The organism is Ideonella sp. (assembly GCF_041918995.1).
Classification (GTDB): Bacteria; Pseudomonadota; Gammaproteobacteria; order Burkholderiales; family Burkholderiaceae_C; genus Ideonella.
Map to the genome: position 1 here is coordinate 1 of NZ_JAYRUN010000021.1, position 22,574 is coordinate 22,574.

The 22,574-nt window shown below is 73.7% G+C and carries 22 protein-coding genes; 14 read left to right on the forward strand and 8 right to left on the reverse strand.

The annotated features are described in order from the left end of the window. The coding region (locus ACE3UN_RS16815) for a tetratricopeptide repeat protein (protein WP_374676135.1) at positions 1 to 752 on the reverse strand (752 nt) is incomplete at its 3' end. Between the two features lie 192 nt (positions 753 to 944). Between ACE3UN_RS16815 and ACE3UN_RS16820 the strand changes: the two genes are divergently transcribed. Then, the gene (locus ACE3UN_RS16820; protein WP_374676136.1) at positions 945 to 2,852 is read left to right on the forward strand and encodes an EAL domain-containing protein; all 1,908 of its coding nucleotides are present in this window, start codon (positions 945 to 947) and stop codon (positions 2,850 to 2,852) included. Positions 2,853 to 2,877: 25 nt separating this feature from the next. On the opposite strand, the gene ACE3UN_RS16825 is transcribed toward ACE3UN_RS16820, so the two are convergent. Continuing rightward, on the reverse strand, positions 2,878 to 3,423 hold the full coding sequence (locus ACE3UN_RS16825) for an NUDIX hydrolase (protein ID WP_374676137.1): 546 nt from the start codon (positions 3,421 to 3,423) through the stop codon (positions 2,878 to 2,880). Positions 3,424 to 3,541: 118 nt separating this feature from the next. Here ACE3UN_RS16825 and ACE3UN_RS16830 point away from each other — a divergent pair, with 118 nt between their 5' ends. From ACE3UN_RS16830 to pgeF, 3 genes are read left to right on the forward strand one after another with little or no spacing between them, the layout of a single operon-like run. After that, positions 3,542 to 4,246 (forward strand): fumarylacetoacetate hydrolase family protein, encoded by a 705-nt coding sequence (locus ACE3UN_RS16830; protein ID WP_374676138.1) that lies wholly within the window; start codon positions 3,542 to 3,544, stop codon positions 4,244 to 4,246. 9 nt (positions 4,247 to 4,255) lie between these two features. Next, entirely contained in the window at positions 4,256 to 4,885 is a 630-nt protein-coding gene (gene maiA / locus ACE3UN_RS16835) for a maleylacetoacetate isomerase (protein WP_374676139.1), read from the forward strand. A gap of 10 nt (positions 4,886 to 4,895) precedes the next feature. Next, on the forward strand, positions 4,896 to 5,687 hold the full coding sequence (pgeF, locus tag ACE3UN_RS16840) for a peptidoglycan editing factor PgeF (RefSeq protein WP_374676201.1): 792 nt from the start codon (positions 4,896 to 4,898) through the stop codon (positions 5,685 to 5,687). A 24-nt stretch (positions 5,688 to 5,711) separates the two neighbouring features. Here pgeF and ACE3UN_RS16845 read toward each other — a convergent pair whose 3' ends face one another. Then, positions 5,712 to 5,993, reverse strand: coding sequence for a hypothetical protein (locus ACE3UN_RS16845; protein ID WP_374676140.1), 282 nt, complete (start codon positions 5,991 to 5,993; stop codon positions 5,712 to 5,714). A gap of 124 nt (positions 5,994 to 6,117) precedes the next feature. Between ACE3UN_RS16845 and phaC the strand changes: the two genes are divergently transcribed. From phaC to ACE3UN_RS16875, 6 genes are all read left to right on the forward strand, one after another. Continuing rightward, the gene (gene phaC, locus ACE3UN_RS16850) at positions 6,118 to 7,854 is read left to right on the forward strand and encodes a class I poly(R)-hydroxyalkanoic acid synthase (protein ID WP_374676141.1); all 1,737 of its coding nucleotides are present in this window, start codon (positions 6,118 to 6,120) and stop codon (positions 7,852 to 7,854) included. A gap of 111 nt (positions 7,855 to 7,965) precedes the next feature. Beyond that, on the forward strand, positions 7,966 to 9,147 hold the full coding sequence (locus ACE3UN_RS16855; RefSeq protein ID WP_374676142.1) for an acetyl-CoA C-acetyltransferase: 1,182 nt from the start codon (positions 7,966 to 7,968) through the stop codon (positions 9,145 to 9,147). Between the two features lie 135 nt (positions 9,148 to 9,282). After that, the gene (phbB, locus tag ACE3UN_RS16860; protein ID WP_374676143.1) at positions 9,283 to 10,020 is read left to right on the forward strand and encodes an acetoacetyl-CoA reductase; all 738 of its coding nucleotides are present in this window, start codon (positions 9,283 to 9,285) and stop codon (positions 10,018 to 10,020) included. Positions 10,021 to 10,111: 91 nt separating this feature from the next. After that, positions 10,112 to 11,923, forward strand: coding sequence for a CHASE domain-containing protein (locus ACE3UN_RS16865; protein WP_374676144.1), 1,812 nt, complete (start codon positions 10,112 to 10,114; stop codon positions 11,921 to 11,923). Further along, positions 11,920 to 12,351 (forward strand): response regulator, encoded by a 432-nt coding sequence (locus ACE3UN_RS16870; RefSeq protein ID WP_374676145.1) that lies wholly within the window; start codon positions 11,920 to 11,922, stop codon positions 12,349 to 12,351. The genes ACE3UN_RS16865 and ACE3UN_RS16870 overlap by 4 nt, the downstream gene beginning before the upstream one ends. Then, entirely contained in the window at positions 12,348 to 13,475 is a 1,128-nt protein-coding gene (locus ACE3UN_RS16875) for a response regulator (RefSeq protein ID WP_374676146.1), read from the forward strand. The genes ACE3UN_RS16870 and ACE3UN_RS16875 overlap by 4 nt, the downstream gene beginning before the upstream one ends. Before the next feature lie 35 nt (positions 13,476 to 13,510). Here the strand turns inward: ACE3UN_RS16875 and ACE3UN_RS16880 are convergent, their stop codons facing one another. Then, positions 13,511 to 14,062 carry a hypothetical protein gene (locus ACE3UN_RS16880; protein ID WP_374676147.1) on the reverse strand — a complete coding sequence of 184 codons (552 nt, stop codon included), beginning with the start codon at positions 14,060 to 14,062 and terminating at the stop codon, positions 13,511 to 13,513. A 174-nt stretch (positions 14,063 to 14,236) separates the two neighbouring features. On the opposite strand from ACE3UN_RS16880, the gene ACE3UN_RS16885 reads away from it, so the two are divergent. The 4 genes from ACE3UN_RS16885 to ACE3UN_RS16900 all read left to right on the forward strand — a co-directional run bounded on the left by ACE3UN_RS16885 (position 14,237) and on the right by ACE3UN_RS16900 (position 19,776). Further along, positions 14,237 to 14,851 (forward strand): RNA polymerase sigma factor, encoded by a 615-nt coding sequence (locus ACE3UN_RS16885; protein ID WP_374676148.1) that lies wholly within the window; start codon positions 14,237 to 14,239, stop codon positions 14,849 to 14,851. A gap of 82 nt (positions 14,852 to 14,933) precedes the next feature. Beyond that, the gene (locus ACE3UN_RS16890) at positions 14,934 to 15,494 is read left to right on the forward strand and encodes a hypothetical protein (RefSeq protein ID WP_374676149.1); all 561 of its coding nucleotides are present in this window, start codon (positions 14,934 to 14,936) and stop codon (positions 15,492 to 15,494) included. Then, positions 15,476 to 18,439, forward strand: a complete 2,964-nt coding sequence (locus ACE3UN_RS16895; RefSeq protein ID WP_374676150.1) for a CHAT domain-containing protein — start codon at positions 15,476 to 15,478, stop codon at positions 18,437 to 18,439. Before ACE3UN_RS16890 ends, ACE3UN_RS16895 begins: the two co-directional genes overlap by 19 nt. Further along, on the forward strand, positions 18,424 to 19,776 hold the full coding sequence (locus ACE3UN_RS16900; RefSeq protein WP_374676151.1) for a S8 family serine peptidase: 1,353 nt from the start codon (positions 18,424 to 18,426) through the stop codon (positions 19,774 to 19,776). Before ACE3UN_RS16895 ends, ACE3UN_RS16900 begins: the two co-directional genes overlap by 16 nt. A 26-nt stretch (positions 19,777 to 19,802) precedes the next feature. On the opposite strand, the gene ACE3UN_RS16905 is transcribed toward ACE3UN_RS16900, so the two are convergent. Genes ACE3UN_RS16905 through mnmH form a run of 4 tightly spaced genes read right to left on the reverse strand, consistent with a single transcriptional unit; the run spans position 19,803 to position 22,572 of the window. Then, complete coding sequence (locus ACE3UN_RS16905; RefSeq protein ID WP_374676152.1) at positions 19,803 to 20,423, reverse strand: YitT family protein; 621 nt, start codon at positions 20,421 to 20,423, stop codon at positions 19,803 to 19,805. Next, positions 20,420 to 20,638, reverse strand: a complete 219-nt coding sequence (locus tag ACE3UN_RS16910) for a DUF2788 domain-containing protein (RefSeq protein ID WP_374676153.1) — start codon at positions 20,636 to 20,638, stop codon at positions 20,420 to 20,422. Before ACE3UN_RS16910 ends, ACE3UN_RS16905 begins: the two co-directional genes overlap by 4 nt. Continuing rightward, positions 20,638 to 21,486 (reverse strand): DUF2189 domain-containing protein, encoded by an 849-nt coding sequence (locus ACE3UN_RS16915; protein ID WP_374676154.1) that lies wholly within the window; start codon positions 21,484 to 21,486, stop codon positions 20,638 to 20,640. Before ACE3UN_RS16915 ends, ACE3UN_RS16910 begins: the two co-directional genes overlap by 1 nt. Before the next feature lie 24 nt (positions 21,487 to 21,510). Further along, positions 21,511 to 22,572 (reverse strand): tRNA 2-selenouridine(34) synthase MnmH, encoded by a 1,062-nt coding sequence (gene mnmH / locus ACE3UN_RS16920; RefSeq protein WP_374676155.1) that lies wholly within the window; start codon positions 22,570 to 22,572, stop codon positions 21,511 to 21,513. Positions 22,573 to 22,574: the final 2 nt, after the last annotated feature.

The window sequence follows — 22,574 nt, forward strand, 5'->3', positions numbered from 1 at the left end:
GCGGGGCCGGGCTTGGGCGCGGCGGCCGTGGCCACCGGTGCCACCGGTGCCGCCGGGGCGGGCGGCGGGCGGCTGGCCGGGGCGGCCGCCACCGGGGGCGCGGCGGTCGCCGGGGCCGGGGCCGGGACCGGTGCGGGGGTGGGGGTGGGGGTGGGGGCAGGGGCCTTGGCCACCACCGTGGGCGCCGCGGCCGCGGGCGCTTGGCTGCCGGACGTCAGCTCGCGCAGCAGGGCCAGCTTGGGCGGCACGCTGGCATCGGCCTTGTCCAGCGACAGCGCCTTGGTGTAGGCCTGGCTGGCCAGCTGCGCGTAGACGTCGCCGAGGTTCTGGTACGCCGTGGCGTAGGCGGGGTGGGTGCGGATGGCGCGTTCGAGCGCCTGGCGCGCCTTGTCGTAGTCGCCCTGCGAGCCGAGGATCACCGCCATGTTGTTGTACGGCGCCGGCATCTCGGGGTGGTCTTCCGTGAGCTTCTGGAACACCGCCAGGGCCTCGGCCTTGCGGTCCAGCATCGACAGGGCCACGCCACGACGAAACCGCATCTGTGGATCCTGCGGCTGCCTGGCCAGCGCCTCGTCGATCAGCTTCAGGGCCGAGCCGGGCTGGCCGTCCTTGAGCAGGCGCTGGATCTCGGGCGCCTCGCGGCCGGCGGGGGCCTGGGCATGGGCGCCGATCGCGCAGGCCAGCAGGCTGGCCGAGGCCCAGTGCTGCCATGGCAGGCGGGAGAAGCGGGCGGGCAGGGAACGACGGGGCATGTGCAGGAACCGGGCGCAGGAACAATCCGCCCGTGGCCACGGGCCGCGTCAGTCTATCGAAAATCCCGTGGTTTCCCGCCCGCTGCCGCGCGCCGGGCGTGCGCCGGTCACGGCAGCGGCACTTCCGGCGAGCCGCCTTTTCCCCCAATGGGCGGGCCGGCGGACGAGGTATAAGGTCGCCCAGGAGGACCCATGTCTTTGATCCGCCAGGTTTGGCTCTTGCTCGCGTTGACGCTGGTGCTGGCGTTCAGCGCCGCCTTTGGCATCGCCCTGACCTCAGCGCACCAGGCGCTGCAGACGCAGGTGGCATTGAAGAACGCGGACACCGCGCAATTCCTCGCCCTGGCGGTATCGCGGCAGAGTGGCGACGCCACCGCCGTGGAGCTGGTCCTGGGCAGCCAGTTCGAGACCGGCCACTACGAACGCCTGGCCTGGCTGGGCAGCGACGGGGCCGTGCGCGTGCAGCGGCAGGCGCCGGCGCAGCCGGCGGTGGCCCCCGGCTGGTTCGTGGCGCTGCTGGGCATCGACCCCGCACCCGGCGTGGCACCGGTCAGCCTTGCCGGCCAGCCGGCGGGGCGCCTGGAGGTGCGCAGCCAGGTGGCGTTTGCGCACGACCAGCTGTGGCACGACGCGCTCGCCACGGCCGGGTGGCTGCTGGCCGCGGCGGTGGCGCTGGGGGCGCTGGCCGTCGTGGGCGTGCGGCGCATCCGCCTGCCGCTGGAGGCCACGGTGCAGCAGGCCGCCGCCATCACGGAGCGGCGTTTCATCACCATTGCCGAGCCCAGCGTGCCCGAGCTGCGCGAGGTGACGCGCGCCATGAACACCATGGTGGGCCGCCTCAAGAGCATGTTCGACGAGCAGGCCTCGCAGGTGGAGCAGCTGCGCCGGCAGGCCAACTGCGATGCGCTCACCGGGCTGTCCAACCGCGCGCACTTCATGGGCCGGCTCAAGGTGGCGCTCAACAGCGAGGACGGCAGCTCCGGCGGCGCCATCGTGCTGGTGCGGCTGGTGGACCTCCAGGGCCTGAACCGGCGCCTGGGACACGCCGCGACCGACCGGCTGCTGCAGCAGGCGGCCGCGGCCATCGTCGAATCGGCCCGTCGGGCGGGTTCCATGGAAGTGGGCCGGCTGAACGGCTCGGACTTCGCCCTGGTGCTGCCCGACGCGGGTGGCTCCCTGCGCGAGCCGGCGGTCGACGTGGCCGCGCGCCTGCGCAACCTGCTGCGTTCGCATGACGCGGGCGCCAACGCGGTGGTGGGCGCGGTGCGCTGGTGGCATGGGGCGCCGATGTCGTCGCTGCTGGCGGCGGCCGACCAGGCGCTGGCGCGCGCCGAGGGGCGTGGCGCCTACGCAGTGGAGCTGGACGACACCGGCGACGGCCTGGTGCTGGGCGAGGACGCGTGGCGGGAGAAGCTGCAGTCGGCCGTCACCCACCAGCGCGCGCAGCTGGTGGAGTTCCCCCTGGTGGACATGCACGGCGCCGTGCTGCACCGCGAATGCCCGCTGCGCCTGCAGCTCGACGAGCAGGGCCCGCTGGTGCCGGCCTCCCAGTGGCTGCCCATGGCACGCCGCACGCAGCTGACCGCCCGCATCGACCTCGTGGCCGCCCGGCTGGCGCTGTCGGCCATCGCCGGTGACGGCATGGCGCGGTCGGTCAACGTGAGCCCCGGCTCGCTGCAGGACAGCAGCTTCCTGCCCAACCTGCGCGGGCTGCTCGAGGGCTATCCCCGCGAGGCCCCGGGTCTGTCGCTGGAGCTGGCCGAGGACGGCGCCCTGCGCCACATGGACCTGGTGCGCGAGATGGTCAACCAGGTGCACCGCAGCGGCGCGCACGTGGGCCTGGAGCACGCGGGCGAGCGGCTCACCGAGGCGGTGGCCCTGCTCGAATCCGGGCTCGATTTCGTCAAGCTCGACGCGAGCTTCGTGGAAGGCATCGCTGCCGACACCGCCCGGCGCGACCACGTGGCCGGCGTGGTGCGCATGCTGCACGGCATCGGCCTGAAGGTGTATGCCGAGGGCGTGACGCGCCCGGAGGACGCCGAGGCGCTGGCCGGCTGCGGGCTGGACGGCCTGACCGGGCCCGTCGTGCCACCGGGCTGATGCCGGTGGGCGCGGGCGCCGCCGTTCAGGCGATGTCCGCGCAGTGCACGCCGAACTGCCCGCGGCGGCGGTCGGCGAAGTAGCGCTGCAGGGTGTCGCGCACGGTGCGGAAGGCGAGCTCGTCCCATGGGATCTCGTCTTCGCGGAACAGCCGCGCCTCGAGCGTCTCCGGCCCGGGCGCCAGCCGCGTGTCCAGCATGCGTGCCCGGTAGAACAGGTGCACCTGGCCGACCCGCACCACGTTGAGCACCGCGAACAGGCCCTCCAGCACCACCTGGGCGCCGGCCTCCTCGTCCGTCTCGCGCAGGGCGCCCTGTTCGGTCGTCTCGCCCAGTTCCATGAAGCCGGCCGGCAAGGTCCAGAAGCCGTGGCGCGGCTCGATGGCGCGGCGGCACAGCAGCACCTGGTCCTGCCACACCGGCACCGTGCCCACCACGTTCAGCGGGTTCTCGTAGTGGATGGTCTGGCAGGCGGGGCACACGGCACGCGGCCGGTTGTCGTCGGCGGGCACGCGGTAGTCGACGGGGCTGCCGCAGGCGCGGCAGTGGGCGATGGATCGTCCGAGCTGCATGCGGGCCAGTGTAGGGCGCACCCGGCCCACGGTGCCTGCCGTGGCATGATCCGGGCGGTCGGCCGGATGCGCCCGCCGGGCGCACGGCTTCCACGTCTGCCCACCCGACACCCGCACGATGTCCTTCGTCTTCCCGCCACCCGCGCCGGTGGCCGTTCCCGTGGCCGGCGGCGGCCAGTTTCCCGTTCACCGCATCTACTGCGTGGGCCGCAACTACGCGGAGCACGCCGTGGAGATGGGTCACACCGGCCGGGAGCCGCCGTTCTTCTTCCTCAAGCCGGCCGACACGGTGTTGCCGGTGGCCGAGGGCGAGCAGGGCGCCATGGCGTATCCCACGCTGACGCAGAACCTGCACCACGAGGTAGAGCTCGTGGTGGCGTTGGGCGCCGGCGGGCGCGACGTGCCGCCCGAGCGCGCGCTCGACCTGATCTGGGGCTACGCGATCGGCCTGGACATGACGCGCCGCGACCTGCAGAACGACATGAAGAAGCAGGGCCGGCCGTGGTGCATCGGCAAGGGCTTCGAACAGAGCGCGCCGATCGGCCCTCTCCATCCCCGGGCGCGCACCGGCGAGATCACGCGCGGTGCGATCACGCTGGACGTCAACGGCCAGCGCCGCCAGACGGGCGACATCGCCGACCTCATCTGGAACGTGGCCGAGACCATCGCGGCACTCAGCCGTGCCTGGACGCTGGCGCCGGGCGACCTGATCTACACCGGCACGCCGGCGGGCGTGGGCGCCGTGGCCGCAGGCGACCAGCTGACCGCCTCGATCGAGGGCCTGGGCAGCCTGCGCCTGCGCATCGATCCGCCGCTGTCCTGAGGGGCTGACATGGAACTCTTCAACTACTTCCGCTCCTCCGCGTCTTACCGGGTGCGCATCGCGCTGGCCCTGAAGGGCCTGCCGTACGCCTACCGTCCGGTGCACCTGCAGAAGAACGAGCAGGCGGCCGAGTCGTATGCCGCGGTGTCCGCCTCGCGCCTGGTGCCGCTGCTGCAGGACGGCGACCAGCACATCCACCAGTCGCTGGCCATCATCGAGTACCTGGAGGAGACGCACCCCGAGCCGCCCCTGCTGCCGTCCGATCCGGTGGCACGCGCCCGGGTGCGGGCGCTGGCGCTGGACATCGCCTGCGAGATCCACCCGCTGAACAACCTGCGTGTGCTGCGTTACCTGGTGCAGTCGCTCGGCGTGGACGAGGCGGCCAAGGACCGCTGGTACCGCCACTGGGTCGAGACCGGGCTGGAGGTGGTGGAGCGCCAGCTGGCCGCGCAGCCCATGCGGTTCTGCGGCGGCGACCGCCCGGGCCTGGCGGATTGCGTGCTGGTGCCGCAGGTGTTCAACGCCCAGCGCTTCCAGTGCCGTCTGGACCACGTGCCGAACGTCATGCGCGTGTTCGAGTCCTGCATGCAACTCGATGCCTTCGAGGCCACGCGGCCGGAGCGCTGTCCGGATGCGTGATCCGCGCGCCATGGCGCCCGCGGCCGCGCCGGGGGCCGGCGTGCCGGCCTACCTGCCGGCCGAGGGCCTGCCGCCCGAGGTGGGGGGGCTGATGGCCACGCGCCGGGGCGGCGTCAGCCGTGCCCCGTTCGACAGCATGAACCTGCGGCCCGCCGGCCTGCGCGGTGACGCCATGGACGAGCCCGCCGCGATCCAGGAGAACCAGCGCCGCTTCACCGCCTGGCTGGAGGGGGCGCAGCCGGTGTTCCTGGACCAGGTCCACGGTGCGCAGGTGGTGCGCCTGACGCGCGCGGACCTGGCGCCCGGCCGTGGCCATCCCCGCGCCGACGCCAGCGTCACCACCGAGACGGGCATCGCCTGCACGGTGCTGGTGGCCGACTGCCTTCCGGTGCTGTTCGCGGCGCCCGGCGGGCGGGGCGTCGCGGCCGCGCATGCCGGCTGGCGCGGCCTGGCGGGCGGTGTGCTCGAGGTCACGGTGCAGGCCTTGTGCGAGGCGGCAGGCTGCGAGGCGGCGGAGCTGAGCGCCTGGCTCGGCGCGTGCATCGGCCCGGCGGCCTTCGAGGTGGGTGAGGACGTGCGCGAGGCGTTCGGCCCCGCCTCTTCCGCCTGCTTCCGGCCCGGCGCGCGGGCGGGCAAGTGGTGGGCGGATCTGCCGGCGCTGGCCCGTCAGCGCCTGGCGGCGCTGGGCGTGCACCGCCAGGCCGGCGGCGTGTGGTGCACCTTCAGCGACCCGGCGGCCTTCTTCTCCTTTCGCCGCGACGGGCTGACGGGGCGGCACGCGGCCGCCATCTGGCTGCGCTGAGCGCGCGCCCGCGCCGGGATGGCGTCAGCCAGCGGGCGGCGCGGGCGGGGGCGTGCCGGCCGATGGCGCCGGCTGCGGCTCGGCGGCGGCCCCGTGCGGCGCGGCCGGTTCCGCGGCGGCTTCCGCCGCGCGCCGCGCCCGCCGGCGTGCCGGGGTGCCCAGGATGTACACGATGATCGCCACGGGAAGCAGCCCGTACAGCAGCAGCGTGAACAGCGCCCCGAGCACGGTGCCCTGGGCCGAGGTCGCTTCCGCGGCGGCCATCAGAATGGCCACGAAGAGCCAGGCGATCGCGACGATGTGCATTTCATTATTCGGTAGGGAATCTCACGTAACGAAATCGAAGGTCATCGTGAGGTAAGCTTGCGCCCATCCAATCGTGCCGCCGGGCCGCGACTTTTCGCACATTCCCGCCAAGGAGACAGACGCAGTGACAGGCAAGTCCACCACCCCGTCGTTCGAGCCCCTCACGGCATTGGGCGCCCAGGCACAGGAGCAGGCACAGGCCTTCGGCCACGCCGTGGGCGACGTGTGGCGGTCATTCTCCGGCCTCAGCCTGCCGCCGTCCACGCTGGCGCAGTTGCAGGGCGACTACCTCAAGCAGGCCGCTTCCCTCTGGAACCAGACCGTCGAAGCCGCCGCGCCCGAGGCCCGGCCGGCCTCCGATGCAAGACCGGCCGCGCCGCTGGCCGACCGCCGCTTCGCGGCCAAGGACTGGGCAACCAACCCGGCGGCCGCGTACACCGCCCAGATGTACTTGCTGAATGCACGCACGCTGATGCAGATGGCCGAGGCGCTGCAGGGCGACGAGAAGACGAAGGCGCGGGTGCGCTTCGCCGTGCAGCAGTGGGTGGACGCGATGAGCCCCAGCAACTTCCTCGCGCTGAACCCCGAGGCGCAGCGCAAGGCGCTGGAAACGCAGGGCCAGAGCATCGCGGCGGGCATCCAGCACCTGGTGCACGACCTGCAGCAAGGCCATGTCTCCCAGACCGACGAGAGCGTGTTCGAGGTGGGCCGCAACGTGGCCACCACCGAGGGCACGGTGGTGTACGAGAACGAGTACTTCCAGCTCATCGAGTACACGCCGCTCACGGCCAAGGTGCACCAGCGCCCGATGCTGTTCGTGCCGCCGTGCATCAACAAGTACTACATCCTGGACCTGCAGCCGGAGAACTCGTTCATCCGCTACACGGTGCAGCAGGGCCACCGGGTGTTCGTCGTCAGCTGGCGCAATCCCGACGACTCCATGGCCGCCAAGACCTGGGACGACTACATCGAGCACGCCGCGATCCAGGCCATCCGCGTGGTGCAGCAGATCTCCGGCCAGGAGACGATCGACACGCTGGGCTTCTGCGTGGGCGGCACCATCCTGGCCACGGCGCTGGGCGTGCTGGCTGCGCGGGGCGAGCAGCCCGCGGCGTCGGTGACGCTGCTGACCACCTTCATCGATTTCTCCGACACCGGCGTGCTCGACCTGTTCGTGGACGAGGCCTCCGTGCAGTTGCGGGAGATGACGCTGGGCGCCGATGCCCCCAACGGCCCGGCCCTGCTCAAGGGCCAGGAACTGGCCACCACCTTCAGCTTCCTGCGCCCCAACGACCTGGTGTGGAACTACGTGGTGGGCAACTACCTCAAGGGCGAGTCCCCGCCGCCGTTCGACCTGCTGTACTGGAACAGCGACTCCACGAACATGCCGGGGCCCATGTACTGCTGGTACCTGCGCCACACCTACCTGCAGGACGAGCTGAAGCAGCCGGGCAAGCTCACCGTCTGCGGTGAGAAGCTCGACCTGGGCAGGATCGAGGCGCCGGTGTTCATCTACGGGTCGCGCGAGGACCACATCGTGCCCTGGAAGGGCGCCTACGCGTCGACCCGGGTGTTCAGCGGGCCCAAGCGCTTCGTGCTGGGAGCGTCCGGCCACATCGCCGGCGTCATCAACCCGCCCGCCGCGCGCAAGCGCAGCCACTGGACGAACGACACGCTGCCCGCCCGCGCGGAGGACTGGCTCGCCGGCGCCACCGAGCACCCGGGCAGCTGGTGGGACGGCTGGGCCGCCTGGCTCAAGCGCCACGCCGGCCCAATGGTGGCCGCGCCCAAGGCGCCGGGCGACCGCCGTCACAAGCCGATCGAGCCGGCCCCCGGCCGCTACGTCAAGGCGAAAGCGTGAGCCCCCACGCTTTTTGCCGGTCGCTGCCCCCGAGGGCTCGCGCAGTGGACCGGCCCAGCCGGATCCGCGCGCGCCACCGGGTCGATTTCCTGAATTCAAACGGAGACCTGCATGGGTAACGACATCGTCATCGTCGCCGCCGCCCGCACCGCGGTGGGCAAGTTCGGCGGCAGCCTCGCCCGCACCCCGGCGCCTGAACTGGGTGCCACCGTCATCCGTGCGCTGCTGCAGCGCAGCGGACTGGCGCCCGAGCAGGTGGGCGAGGTGATCCTGGGCCAGGTCCTCACGGCCGGCGCGGGCCAGAACCCCGCCCGCCAGGCGCTCATCCGTGCCGGTCTGCCGCATGGCGTGCCGGCCATGACGATCAACAAGGTCTGCGGCTCCGGCCTGAAGGCGGTGATGCTGGCCGTGCAGGCCATCCGCGACGGCGACAGCGACATCGTCATCGCCGGTGGCCAGGAGAACATGAGCGCGGCGCCGCACGTGCTGCCCAATTCCCGCGACGGCCAGCGCATGGGCGACTGGAAACTCGTCGACACCATGGTGCACGACGGGCTGTGGGACGTGTACAACCAGTACCACATGGGCATCACCGCGGAGAACGTGGCGCGGCAGTACGGCATCACCCGGGAGATGCAGGATGCGCTGGCGCTGGCGTCTCAGCAAAAGGCAGCGGCGGCCCAGGAAGCCGGCCGGTTCAAGGACGAGATCGTCGGCGTGTCGATTCCCCAGAAGAAGGGCAACCCGCTCGTCTTCGACAGCGACGAGTACATCAATCGCAAGACCAGTGCCGAGGCGCTGGCCGGCCTGCGGCCCGCCTTCGACAAGACGGGCTCGGTGACGGCCGGCAACGCGTCCGGCCTCAACGACGGTGCCGCCGCGGTGATGGTCATGTCCGCGGCGCGCGCCGCGGCGCTGGGCCTGCGGCCGCTCGCCCGCATCGCCAGCTATGCCTCGGCGGGCCTCGACCCCGCCACCATGGGCATGGGGCCGGTGCCGGCGGCCCGCAAGGCGCTGGAGCGCGCCGGCTGGCAGGCAGCCGACCTGGACCTGCTGGAGATCAACGAGGCCTTCGCCGCCCAGGCCTGCGCCGTGCACCAGGAAATGGGTTGGGACACCAGCAAGGTCAACGTCAACGGCGGGGCCATCGCCCTCGGCCACCCCATCGGCGCCTCCGGCTGCCGCATCCTCGTGACCCTGCTGCACGAGATGCAGCGGCGCGACGCGAGGAAGGGCATCGCGTCGCTGTGCATCGGCGGCGGCATGGGCGTGGCCCTCACGGTCGAGCGCTGACCGGCCGGCGCCCGCGGCGGGACGCGGGCGCGGCTAAGGGCTTATCCGCTGCCCAGCGGCGCCCGCGCGCGCAATAGTGGACGCAAGGCCCCAGCGGCGGGGCCGGCATCGAACGCATCACAAGGAGAGCAAGACATGGCGAAGAAAGTGGCCTACGTGACCGGTGGCATGGGTGGCATCGGCACCGCGATCTGCCAGCGGCTGCACAAGAGCGGCTTCACGGTCATCGCGGGCTGTGGCCCCAGCCGCGATTTCACGAAGTGGCTCGACGAACAGAAGGCGCTGGGGTTCGACTTCCACGCCTCCGTGGGCAACGTGGCGGACTGGGACTCGACCGTGGAGGCGTTCTCCAAGGCGGTGGCCGAGCACGGCTCGATCGACGTGCTGGTGAACAACGCGGGCATCACCCGCGACCGCATGTTCCTGAAGATGACGCCGGACGACTGGCATGCCGTCATCGACACCAACCTGAACTCCATGTTCAACGTGACCAAGCAGGTGGTCCCGGGCATGGTGGAGAAGGGCTGGGGGCGCATCATCCAGATCTCCTCCGTCAACGGCGAGAAGGGCCAGGCCGGCCAGACCAACTACTCCGCCGCCAAGGCCGGCATGCACGGCTTCACCATGGCCCTGGCGCAGGAGCTGGCGGCCAAGGGCGTGACCGTGAACACGGTGAGCCCGGGCTACATCGGCACGGACATGGTGCGTGCCATCAAGCCGGAGGTGCTCGAGAAGATCGTCGCCACCATCCCGGTCAAGCGCCTGGGCGCGCCCGAGGAGATCGCCTCCATCGTCGGCTGGTTGGCGGGTGACGACTCCGGTTTCACCACCGGCGCCGACTTCTCCTGCAACGGCGGCCTGCACATGGGCTGAGCCCGCAAGCCCCTGCCGGCCGGCAGGGGCACCGTGGCCTGTCCTAACATCCGCCGCCTCCTGACAGGGCGGCGCACGACGCCGCGAATGCATGGCGTCTGACGAAGCTCCTGCGGCGCCCGGCGGCGAGGCACGCGCCTCCACCGCTGCGCCGGCTCCCTGGCTGCTGCGCGGATGGCAGCGTGCTCTCGGGCTGCCGTGGCTGGTGCTGCTGGCGGCGCTGTCGCTCACGGCCGTGGCCACCGGCATGGCGCAGCGCTCGGTGGCGGCCGCCGCGCAGGCCGAGGTCGGTGCGGCCGTCGAGCAGCAGATGGGCCATCTGCGCTCGCGCCTGGACGCCTACGTGGCGCTGTTGAGGGCGACGCGGGCGTTCGTGGAGCTGGAAGGCGCCCAGCTCGACCGCGAGGGCTTCCACGGCTTCTACGAGCGCTTGAACGTCTTCACCGACTACCCCGGCATCCGCGGCATCGGCTACACCCCCCGGCTGGACGGTGAACAGGTGCCGGCGTTCGAGGCCGCCGCCCGCGCCCAGGGCATGACCGGCTTCCGTGTCTTCCCGCCGGGGCGGCGCGAATGGATGTTCAGCATCCTCTACCTGGAACCGCCCGACGAGCGCAACCTTGCCGCGGTGGGCTTCGACATGTTCTCCGAACCGACACGTGCCGACGCCATGGCCCGGGCCCGCGACACCGGCACCTTCGCCCTGTCCGACCGCGTGGTGCTGATGCAGGAGATCGACCGCCACAAGAGCGCGGGCTTCCTGGTGTACGCGCCCATGTACCGCGGCGCGATGGTGCCGGTGGGGCTGGAAGCGCGTCGCCGCCAGCTGGCCGGCTTCGTGTACGCGCCGTTCCGGGCCCCGGATTTTTTCGGCTCGGCGCTGGGCGGCAACCCGGCCGTGCGGCCGGTGCGTGTGCACGCAGGCGGCGAGCCGCGTGCCGACAACGTGCTGCATGCCTTCGACGGCGCCGAGCAGACCGACCCATCCGACTGGCTGCTGCGGCGCCTGGAGTTCGGCGGTCAGGTGTGGACGCTGAGCTTCGTGCCGCGCTCGCGTGCCGCCGTGCCGCAGGCCTGGCTGCCGCAGGCCACGGCGGCGGCGGGCGTGCTGATCAGCCTGCTGCTGTGGGCGCTGACCCTGGCCCACGCGCGGGCGGGCAGGCGGCTGGGCATGGCCGTGCAGGCCGCCCAGGCGGCGCTGGCGGGCGAGCGCGAGGCGCGCGCGGCGCTGGAGCACTCCAACCGTGAACTCGACCAGTTCGCCTACGTGGCCAGCCACGACCTCAAGGCGCCGCTGCGTGGCATCGCCAACCTGGCGCAGTGGCTGGTGGAGGACCTCGGCGAGCGCGCGTCGCCGGAGATCCTGGAGTACACCCAGCTCATGAAGGGCCGCATCCACCGCATGGAGGCCCTGATCGACGGCATCCTGGCGTACAGCCGCGCCGGGCGGGCAGCCGGCCACCCCGAGCCGGTGGACGTGGCGGAGCTGCTGCGCGAGGTGGTCGAGCTGCTGGCCCCGCCCGCGGGCCGTCCGGTGGAGGTGGCGCCCGGCATGCCGGTGCTGCAGACCGACCGGTCGACACTGCAGCAGGTGTTCCTCAACCTGGTGGGCAATGCACTCAAGCATGGGGCCGGCCCGGTGCAGGTGGGCGTGCGGCCGGAGGGCGCCACCTGGCACTTCTGGGTGCGCGACGATGGTCCGGGCATTGCCCCCCAGTACCATGAACGCATCTGGGCCATGTTCCAGACGCTGCAGTCGCGCGACCGTGTCGAAGGCACGGGCATCGGCCTGTCGGTGGTGCGCAAGCTGGTCCAATCGCGTGGCGGCCGGGCCTGGGTGGAGTCGGCCGAGGGCGAGGGCGCCACCTTCCACTTCACCTGGCCACGTCAGGGCAACCCATGAGCATGGACGCCGTACCCCACCGCAGCCTGAACATCCTGCTGGTCGACGACGACGACGTCGACGTCATGAACGTGCAGCGGGCCTTCCGGCGGGCCAACCTGACCAACCCGCTGCACCTGGCGCGCGACGGCGTGCAGGCGCTGGCCATGCTGCGTGACGGCACGGTGCCCGCCAGCCGGCTGCTGGTGCTGCTCGACCTGAACATGCCGCGCATGAACGGCATCGAGTTCCTGCGCGAGCTGCGCGCCGACCCTGCGCTGCGCCACATCAGCGTCGTCGCGCTCACCACCTCCAGCGAGGAGCAGGACAAGGTCGAGGCCTACCAGCTCCACGTGGCGGGCTACCTCGTCAAACCCGTGACCTTCACGACCTTCGTCGAACTGATGTCCGTGCTGCAGAAGTACTGGACGCTGATGGAGATGCCGTGAACCCCGATGGTCCGGACGCGCCGCTGCGGCTGCTGCTGATCGACGACGACGAGCTCGACCGCATGGCCGTGCGCCGGCTGCTGCGGCAGCTGGGCACCCCGGCCGAGCTGACCGAGGCGACCGACGGCCTGAAGGCCGCGGACCTCCTGCTGGCGCACCCCTTCGATTGCGTGCTGATGGACGTCCACATGCCCGCCATCGACGGGCTGGCCCTGCTGCGGCACCTGCGTGGCATGGGGGTGGACTGCCCCGTCGTCATGCTCACCGGGCAGGGCGACGAGGCCCTGGCGGTGGACCTGATGAAGGCGGGTGCCTCGGACTACCTCAGCAAGTCCAGCCTGGACGCGTCGCGCCTGGGCGCGGCGCTGCGTGGCGCGCTGAGCCAGGCCCAGGCCCAGCGCGCAGCCCGCGACGCACAGCGCCTGCTGCAGCAGCAGGTGCAGTTCGCCGAGATGTTCGTGGGCATCGCCTCGCACGACCTGCGCAACCCGCTGGGGGTGATCCTGCTCAACGCCACGCTGCTGGAGCGGCACGGCGGCCTGCCGCCCGAACTGGCCAGCTGCGTGGCACGCATCCACACCAACGGGCAGCGGGCGCTGCGCCTGATCCGCGACCTGCTGGATTTCACCCAGGCCCGCCTGGGCACGGGCCTGCCCCTGCACCGCGTCGAGGCCGACCTCCACGCCGTGCTGGCCGATGCGGTGGACGAGCTGCGGTCCACCCACCCGGGCCGGCAGATCGAGCTGCGCCTGCACGGGCCGGGCACCGGCGTCTGGGACCCGGACCGCCTGGCGCAGGTCGTCGCCAACCTGGTGGGCAATGCGCTGCGCCACGGCGCTCCCGACCGGCCCGTGACGCTCACCCTCGCCGGCAGCATCGACGACGAGGTGTGCCTGCAGGTGCACAACCAGGGCGAGCCGATCCCGCCGGCGCTGCAGGGCGAGCTGTTCCGTCCCCTGCGACGCGGCGAGCCGGCCGCCCGTCCCGGCGCGGAAGGCGGCATCGGCCTGGGCCTGTTCATCGTCGAGCAGATCGCCGTGGCCCACGGCGGCCGCGTGGGGGTGCACAGCACCGTGGACGACGGCACCACCTTCAGCGTGTGGCTGCCCCGGCAGCCACGCTGAGCCGGGGCGCCGCGTGTCGACTCAGGCGCGCTGCATCACAGCCGCGCGCACTGGTCTTCCTTGCTGGCCGCCAGGTTGCCGCTGCCCGTGGGCGCGGGCACGTTGGCCTTGCACTGCAGGTTGCCATGGATGCGGTTGTTGCGCAGCACCACGCCACCTTGGTTCTGGAAGGCCTGCAGGTTGCCGCCGACCACATTGCCGGTGGCCGTCACGCGGGCGCGGTTGCTCTCCAGCTGCAGGTCACCCGTGATGCGCGCCTGACGAATGAGGGCGCCGCCGCCTTGCACCACCTGGACGGCACCGCCCACGCTGCTGGTGCCGCTGATGTCCACCAGGGCCGAGCCTTCGGCCTGGACGTTGCCCACCACCCGCACGCTGCGGGCGTAGAGCGTGCTGCCGGTGCCGACGACGACGCTGCCCTTCACGCGGGTGAGGTCCATGACGCAGGTGCTGCCGTCGGGCACGAACACGTTGTCGACGGAGACGGCACCGAGCGTGCCGGCACAGGAGATTTCCTCCGCCAGGGCGGGGCTGGCATGCAGGCCGGCGAAGGCGACGAGCGACAGGGCGATCGAACGGGTGAACATGAAGGGAACCTCCGGATGCGCCAGCGGATCGCAGGGTCGACGCGTACCCTGGCTGGCGTGTGGACGTGGGCGTCGATGCCCCACAGAGCCGGACGGGCCGCTTCACGTACATCACCCTACACGACTGGAGGGCTTGGTCGTGCGCCCAGCGCGGGGCGCGCGGCCGGCGTATGCATGGACGACGCTCCCCTGCCGCCCGGCCCCGAGCCGAATGACGCCGATCTGGTGCGTGCCTGCCAGCGGGGCAGCCCCGCCGCCTGGCGCACCCTGGTGCAGCGCTACCAGCGGCTGATCTACACCGTGCCCCGGCGCGCCGGGCTGGATGAACACGAAGCGGCGGATGTCTTCCAGGTCGCGTTCACCGCCTTGTGGCAGCAGCTGCCGCGCCTGCAGCAGCCCGAACGGGTGCAGGCCTGGCTCGTGACGACGGCCCGGCGGGAGACCCTGCGTCGGCTGCGCCAGCGGCAGCGTGAAGCACCGCTGGCGGCCGCCGTCGGTGGCCCCACCGAGGACGAGACGGGCAACCCGGCCGACGCCGAGCCCGTCGACCACGACGCCCTTCTGCCTGCGGAGCAACTGCAGGCGCTGCAGGCGCAGCAGCAGGTGCAGCGCGCGATGGCGCGCCTCGACGCCCGCAGCCGCGAACTGCTGAGTTACCTGTACCTGAGCGACCCGCCGCTGAGCTACGAGGAGGTGGCCGGGCGCATGGGCATGGCGCTCGGCAGCGTGGGGCCCACGCGGGCGCGCTGCCTGGACAAGCTGCGCCAGGCGCTGCAGGCGCTGGCATGAGCCATCGCCCATGTATTTTCGCGGCACCCCGCCGCACTGTGCGGACAGGGCCGTTTCGCTTGCCCGCTCCGAGGAGCCCCCGATGACCCGTCCCCCTCGCCCTGACGCCGATCCTGCCGGCTCCGCCGACGACGATGACGCACTGGAGCGCCTGCTGCGCGCCAGTCGCCAGCTGGAAGACCCGCCCGCGTGGGCGGTCGACCGCGTCCTCGACCTGGCGCAGGGGCGCTCGACGCGGCCGGCGACGGGCGCAGCGCCCTGGTGGCGCCGGGTGCTGGCGGAGTTGCGGGTGGACAGCGGCGGAGGCGCCGGGCTGGCGCTCGGCCTGCGGGGCGCGGCCCGCGAGCAGCGCCAGTGGCTGTTCGCCGCCGGCGACCACGACGTCGACCTGCGCCTGACCCGGCCCGGGGCGGGCGGCGACGCGCCGTGGGAGCTGGCCGGCCAGGTGCTTGGTCCGCAGGCGCCGCGCACGGTGCGGCTGCGCCGGGCCGAGGACGGGCACAGTGCCGAGTACACGGCCACGGTGGGCGAACTGGGCGACTTCCGCCTGCCCGCGCTGCCCGACGGCCGCTGGACCGTGGCCATCGATTTCGACGACTGGACGATCGAGCTGCCGGAGTTGGCATGGCCGATGTCCCCCTGATCCCGGGGACCCTCGGGGCGGCGTCCCTGGAGCCGGCCGTGGACGCCATGGCATGGGCGGACGCCTGGCTGGCGGCCGATGCGCCCCCGCCCGTGCCCACTGGCTGGGCACCCACCCGGGCGCGCGCGGCCGGCTGGCGGCTGAAGGACGGGGCGCAGCAGGCCTGGCACAGCGACCCGCTGCGCGCCCGCCGGGCGGCCGACGGCCTGGAGGCCCTGTGCACGGGCGAGCTCGGTGGCGACGCCGAGTTGCAGGCGCTGGCGGCCTGGACGGCCGGCCTCCGGGCCCTGGTGGACGGCGACATGGCCGCCGCGCTGGCGGCCCTGCGCCGCGCCAGCGCCGGGCTGGCGGGGCTCGGTGCGGCCGGCCCGGCGGCGCAGGCCGAGGTGCCGACGCTCGTGGCCCTGTCGCTGCTGGGCCGCCATGACGAGGCGATTGCCTGCGCCGACCGCCTGGAGTCGGCGCTGCGCGCGGCCGGCGACGGCCTGGCGGCCGCCAAGGTGGCGCTGAACCGGGGATCGTTGCTCATGCGGCAGGACCGCTACGCCGAGGCGGCCCAGGGCTACCGGCGCGCGGCCGTCGGCTTTGCCCGGCTCGGGGACATGGCGCATTCGGTGATGGCGGACATCGGCCTGGCCGGGGCGCTCACGTGGCAGCAGCAGTTCAGCGAGGCCGAGGCGATGGCCCAGCGCGCCTGCCAGCGCGCCCGGGAGCACGGGCTCACGGTGCTGCAGGCGCTGGCCCATGGCGAGCTGGGCCAGTTGCGGCTGCACGCCGGCCGCGTGGGCGAGGCCCTGGTGGAGGTCGAGGCCTGCGCCGGGCTGCTGGAGGGCAGGGCGCCGCCACAGCGCCGCCTGGAGGCCGAGCGCGCCCGGGCCGACACGCACCTGGCGGCCAGCCTGTGGCCGGAGGCGCTCGCGGCCTGCGACCGGCTGGTGGACCTGGCCGAGTCGCTGCACGCGCCCGTGGAGGCGGCGTGGTCCCGGCTGCTGCGCGGTCAGGCGCTGGCCCTGGCCGGCGAGCGCCGTGCGGCGCAGGCGGATCTGGCCGCCGCGCGGCAGGCGTTCATGGCCGCGGGCAACGGCGCAGGGGCCGGTCGGGCGGCGATGGGGCTGGCCGGACTGGCCGCGCAGGACGGTCGGCTCGACGAGGCCGCCGAGGGCCTCGCCGATGCCATGCAGGCGCTGGGGGCGCACGGCGTGGCGCGCTGGCGGGAAGAGGCCGAACTGGCATGGGCGCGGCTGCAGGTGCGTCGCGGCCGGCTGGCGGCTGCGCTGCCGGCCCTGCGGCGGCTGCGGCGCGCCGTGGGTGACGGGCCGCTGCGCGCCGGGTGGCACCTGGCCCGGGCCGAGCTGGCCGCGGCACGCGGGCGGACGGTGGTGGCGCAGCGACAGGCCGCTGCCGCTCTCGGGCGTCTGGAGACATGGCGCCGTCAGGTGCCGGCGGGCGACATGCGGGTGGCCTGCGCCCAGCAGGCGGAGGCCGCGCACGACCTCTGGGTGCGCCTGGCGGACGCGCCCGAGCGTGGCACCGAGGCCGGCCCGTCCGGCTGGGCCCTGCTGGCCGCCATCGAGCACGGACGGGCGCGGTCGCTGCACGACGAGCTGGCGCAGCGCGCGGGCGCGCTGACGGCGGCAAGGGCGACGGACGTCGCTGCCGAGTCCGACGACGACGACGGCCGGCAGCGCGTGAACTGGTGGCTGCACCAGTGGCAGCAGGCGGTGGGCGCGGGGGACGTCGAGCGGGCCTCGCAGTGGCAGGCGCTCGCCCGGCAGGCCGAGCAGGACTGGGCCCGCCGCGAGCGGCAGCGCCAGGCATTGCGACTGACGGCGGGTGCGCGGCCGGCGATGGCGGGGCCCGACTTGGGCCGCTCGGCGGCGGCCTGGGCCGACGCCCTGCCGGCCCGCCTGGGGGAGGGCAGGGGGCTGGTGGCGTACCACCTGGACGGCGACACCTGGCGCGCCGCCGTGGTGGTGGACGGCCGCTGTCACCGCCACCACGGCCAGGTGCCGGGGCTGGCGGCGCGCCTGGCCAGCCTGCGCCTGCAACTGGACGGCATGCGCGGCGTGCCGTCCCGTGGTGACCGCCACGCCGTGCAGCGCCTGCAGCGCGTGCAGGCGCTGCTGCGCGGCCTGCACGACGACCTGTTCGCGCCGCTGCGGGCACCCCTGGGGCGGCTGCGTGAGCTGGTCATCGTGCCGCACCGGGCGCTGCACGGGCTGCCGTTCGCGGCGCTGCATGACGGGCAGGCGTTCCTGGTGGACCGGGTGGACGTGGTGATGGCGCCCAGCGTGCAGGCCTGGCAGGTCGCCCAGGCGCGCCCGGCGGCACTGGACGGGCCCGTGGGCGTGTTCGGCGCGGGCTCGGCCTGGCTGCCGGCCATCGCCGCCGAGACGTCGGCGGTGGCCGAGGCCTGGGCGCGGCATGGGCCGGTGCACCGGGAGGAGCGGGCCACGGTGGCGGCCTTCCAGGCACTCGCGCCGCAGGCTGCGGTACTGCACCTGGCCTGCCATGCGGTGGCACGCCCGGACAACCCGGCGTTCTCGGCGCTGCACCTGCACGACGGCGTGGTGACGATGGCCGACGTGGCCACCTGCCGGCTGCACGCGGCGCTGGTGGTGCTCTCCGCTTGCGACACCGCCGTGAGCCGCGTGGCGCCCGGCGACGAGGTGCTGGGGGTGGCACGCGGCTTCCTGCTGGCGGGCGCACGCAGCGTCGTCGCCTCGCTGTGGAGCGTGCGCGACGACACGACCGCCGCGCTCATGGCCGCCTTCCATGCCGCCTGCCGGGCAGGCGCCTCGCCGCCGGCGGCCCTGGCCGCGGCGCAGCGGGCGCTGGCCCGCACGCATCCGCATCCCTTCCACTGGGCCCCCTTCGTCGTGTACGGCGGGGGTTCACCGACCACCGCCCCGCCTGCAGGAGCCTGTCCATGCCCCGACCCCTGACCCCGCCCCGCGCGACGTTCCTCGTGCGGGCATCCGCCGCTGCCGCCCTCGGCCTGGCCGCTGCCGGCGCGTCGCTGCCTGCCGCAGCGCAGCCGCGGCCCGACGGCACCGTGGCGCAGGAGGTGATCCTGCAGTCCCGGCCGGGGGTGTCCATCGACGGCCTCGCTGCGGCCTACGGCCTGACGCTGGTGGACCAGTTCGGCAGCCGGCCGATCTGGCGCGCCCGCGTGGCCGACGGTGGCAGCGTGGAGGCCGTCGTCCAGGCGCTGACGGCCGATGCCCGGGTGGTCTATGCCGAGCCGCATGTGGAGCACCAGGCGCCCGAGAGCCGCCACAACGTGGTGTGGGCCATCGGCGGCAGCCAGGCGGAATGGGCCGCGCAGTGGGCCGGCCCGGCCATGCGGCTGGAGCGGGCGCACCGCCGGGCCACTGGCGCCGGCGTGACGGTGGCCTTCCTCGACACCGGCGCCGACCTCGACCACACGGCGCTGGCCGGCCGCTGGGCGCGGCGGGCCGACGGCAGCCTGCTCGGGCGGGATTTCGTCGACGACGACGCGGATCCGCGCGAGGCCGGCTCGCGCGCGGACCCGGGCTACGGGCATGGCACGCATGTGGCCGGCCTCATCGCGCTGGCGGCGCCCGCCGCCCGCCTGATGCCCGTGCGGGTGCTGGAGCCGAGCGGCCAGGGCAACGCCTGGGTGCTGGCCGAGGCGCTGCTGTGGGCGGTGGACCCCGACGGCGATCCGCGCACGGCCGACGGCGCCGGCGTGGTGAATCTCAGCCTGGGCACCACCCGGCCGACCCGGCTGCTGGACCAGGCCGTCGAGCTGGCCACCTGCAGCGACGACGATGACGACGAGCCGGACGACGGCTACGACGGCCCGGGCTTCGAGGCGGACGCCCAGCGCTGCGATGCCCAGGGGGGCGCCGTGGTGCTGGCGTCGGCGGGCAACGACGGCGCCACGAAGCCGCGCGTGTACCCCGCCGCCGAGGCGGCCGAGGGCAAGCTGGCGGTGGCGGCCAGCACGCGCAAGCGCCGGCTGGCCAGCTTCTCCAACCGGGGGGCGTGGGTGGAGGTCGCGGCGCCGGGCGACCGCATCATGAGCACCGTGCCCGGCGATGCCTGGGGCGTGTGGAGCGGCACGTCCATGGCCGCGCCGCTGGCCGCCGGCGTGGCGGCGCTGGTGCGCCAGACCGTCCCCGACTGGAAGGCCGTGGACGTCACGAAGCGGCTCATCGACCGCAGCGCGGCCCTGTGCGGCACCGTGGCACTGCGGCAGATCGACGCCGCGGGCGCCGTGTGGGACGAACAGCCGCCGCCACCGGTGTGCCGCTGAGCCGCGGCCGCGGCCCAGCAGCCCGGTCAGAACGCCATGTAGCGGCCAGGCCGGTGGTTCACGGCCAGGGCGAAGTTCATGGCCGCGGCCGCGAGCAGCGACAGCGCCAGACGCGGCGCGTCGATCCAGGGCCAGGAGGCCAGCAGGATCAGCGCGTCGATGGCGAGCTGCACGTGGCCGGCGCGCCAGCCGAATCGCTCCTGCAGCCACAGCACCAGCACGTTCAGACCGCCCAGGCTGGCGCGGTGGCGGAACAGGATGATGAACCCCGCGCCCACGAGCAGCCCGCCGCCCACGGCGGCGAACCAGGGCGACACGCGCTGCAGTTCCAGCCAGCCGGGCAGCGCCTCGGACAGCCCGGCCAGCAGCGTGACGGCCGCCAGCGTCTTGACCGTGAAGCGCGGCCCCATGCGCTGCCACGCCAGGGCGTAGAAGGGCAGGTTGATGACGAAGAACAGGACGCCGAAGGGCAGCCCCGTGGCGTAGTGGGCCAGGAAGGCCAGGCCCACGGTGCCGCCGGTCATCAGGCCAGCCTCGCGGAACAGCGCCAGCCCCAGGCCCACGAACAGCGTGCCCGTGAGCAGGGCCTGGGCATCGTCGAAGGCGCTGTGGCGCAGCGGCTCCGGTGTCTCGGCGGCGGTGTTCATTCGACGATGCCCGCCATGAAGTACTTGATGAGGCCCTTGGCGGCGAAGCCGACCAGCCCCACACCCAGGCCGAGGAACAGCACGAAGGTGCCGAAGCGGCCGGCTTTCGATTCCCGCGCGAGCTGGAAGATGATGAACACCATGTAGAGCATGAACGCCGTCACCCCGACCGTGAGGCCGAAGTTGGCGACCTGCTCCTCGGTGAGGCCGAACATCAGCCTCGCTCCCGGTCGTCGTGGGCCAGCACCAGGTCGCGGTAGGCGTGCCAGCTCGCGTGGGCGAGCCAGGGCAGCACCACCACCAGGCCCAGCAGCAAGGTGGCCATGCCCAGGCCCGTCAGCACCAGCAGCAGCACCGCCCACAGGGCCATCGGGATGGGGTGCTCCATCACCGCGCGCCAGCTGGTGAACACGGCGCCCAGCACGCCGATGGAGCGGTCCAGCAGCATGGGCAGGGCGACGACGCTGGACGCGAACACCGGCGCCGCCAGCAGCGCGCCCAGCACGAGCCAGGTCTCGAACAGCAGGCCGTGCTCGGCCAGCACCACGAGGCGCAGGAAGTCCACCGGCCGGTTGACCTGGCCCGGCAGGGCGCTGACGATGAGCGAGGCCGAGGTGAGCACCCAGCCGGCGCCCGCCAGCGCCAGCAGCCCGCCGAAGACGACCAGGCGATGGTCGCGCGGGCGCCAGGCGGCCAGGGCGGTGCGCAGGCCCGCGGGCTCGCCGCGCTCGATGGCGCGGCTGACCGCGTAGAGCCCGGTGGCCAGCACCGGCGCCACCAGCAGGTAGCCCGAGAAGGCGCCCGCCAGCCACCAGAACTGGTGCCGCGCCTGCCAGAACAGGGCGGCGCCGAAGGCGGCCATCACCGCGCCGTGCAGCAGCCCCGGCAGGGGGCAGGCCATCAGGTCGCGCCAGCCGCGGGCCAGCCAGCCCAGCGGTCGCAGGGCCGGGATGCGGCGCACGCCGAAGCTGCGCGATTGCTGCAGGGCGTGTTCGGTGAGGCGGTTGGGCATGGCTGCGGCATGGTGCCAGCGGGCCGGCCCGCCGGTCTTGATGTCGGACAAGCGCCCGGGCCGGCCGGGCGGGGCTCAGGTGGCCGTGGCCGCGATGAGCGCGCGGGCGGCTGCCTGCAGCGCGTCGGGGGAGCCGTCGGCCAGCGGCAGCGGCCGCGCCGGGGCCTCGCCGTCGTGCGCCGCGCGGTCGTAGAGCGGGTCGTAGTGCTGCACCATCAGCTCGCCGAGCAGCGTGGCCCAGTCGCCGGCCCGGGCCAGCGCCTGCCAGCGCTCGATGGTGGCGCGGCCGCGCAGGGCCGTGAGCGCGGCCAGGCGCTGGTCCAGGGCGGGCAGGTCGGTCATGAGGAAGGCGTACTCGCGCTGCAGCAGCGCCACGCGGGCCGGCAGCGGCATGTCCACCCGCCACTGGTGCGGGCTGCCGTGCAGGGCCGGCAGCAGGGACTCGGGCAGCTGCAGCCGGCCGATGCGACGGCTTTCGCGCTCCACGAACACCGGGCGGGCGGGGTCCAGGTGGCGCAGGGCCTGCCAGAGCTGCGTCTCGAAGTGCTTCTGGCTGGGCTGCGGACGGTCGGGCAGGCCGCCGAGCACGGAGCCGCGGTGGGCGGCCAGGTCTTCCAGGTCCAGCACCTGGGCGCCCTGGGCGGCCAGGGCCTGCAGCAGCAGGGTCTTGCCGGTGCCGGTGCGCCCGCCCAGCACCTGCCACTGCATCTGCGCAGGCAGGTCGGCCAGCGCATCGCGCACCAGCCCGCGGAAGGCCTTGTAGCCGCCCTGGAGCTGGTGCGTGCGGAAGCCGATCTGGGCCAGCACGATGCTCAGGCTGCCCGAGCGCTGGCCACCGCGCCAGCAGTACACCAGGGGGCGCCAGTCGCGCGGGCGGTCGGCGACGTGCTCCTCCAGCAGGCGCGCGATGTTGCGCGACACCAGGGCGGCGCCGCGCTTGCGCGCGTCGAAGGTGGAGACCTGGGTGTAGAGGGTGCCCACCTCGGCACGCTCGGCGTCGTCGAGCACCGGCCAGTTGACGGCGCCGGGCAGGTGGTCCTCGGCGAACTCGGCGGGCGAGCGCACGTCGATCACGGTGTCGTGGAGGGGGTCGCGGCCGCCGAACGCGTCGGCGGCGGTGCACGTGGCCAGGCTCATCG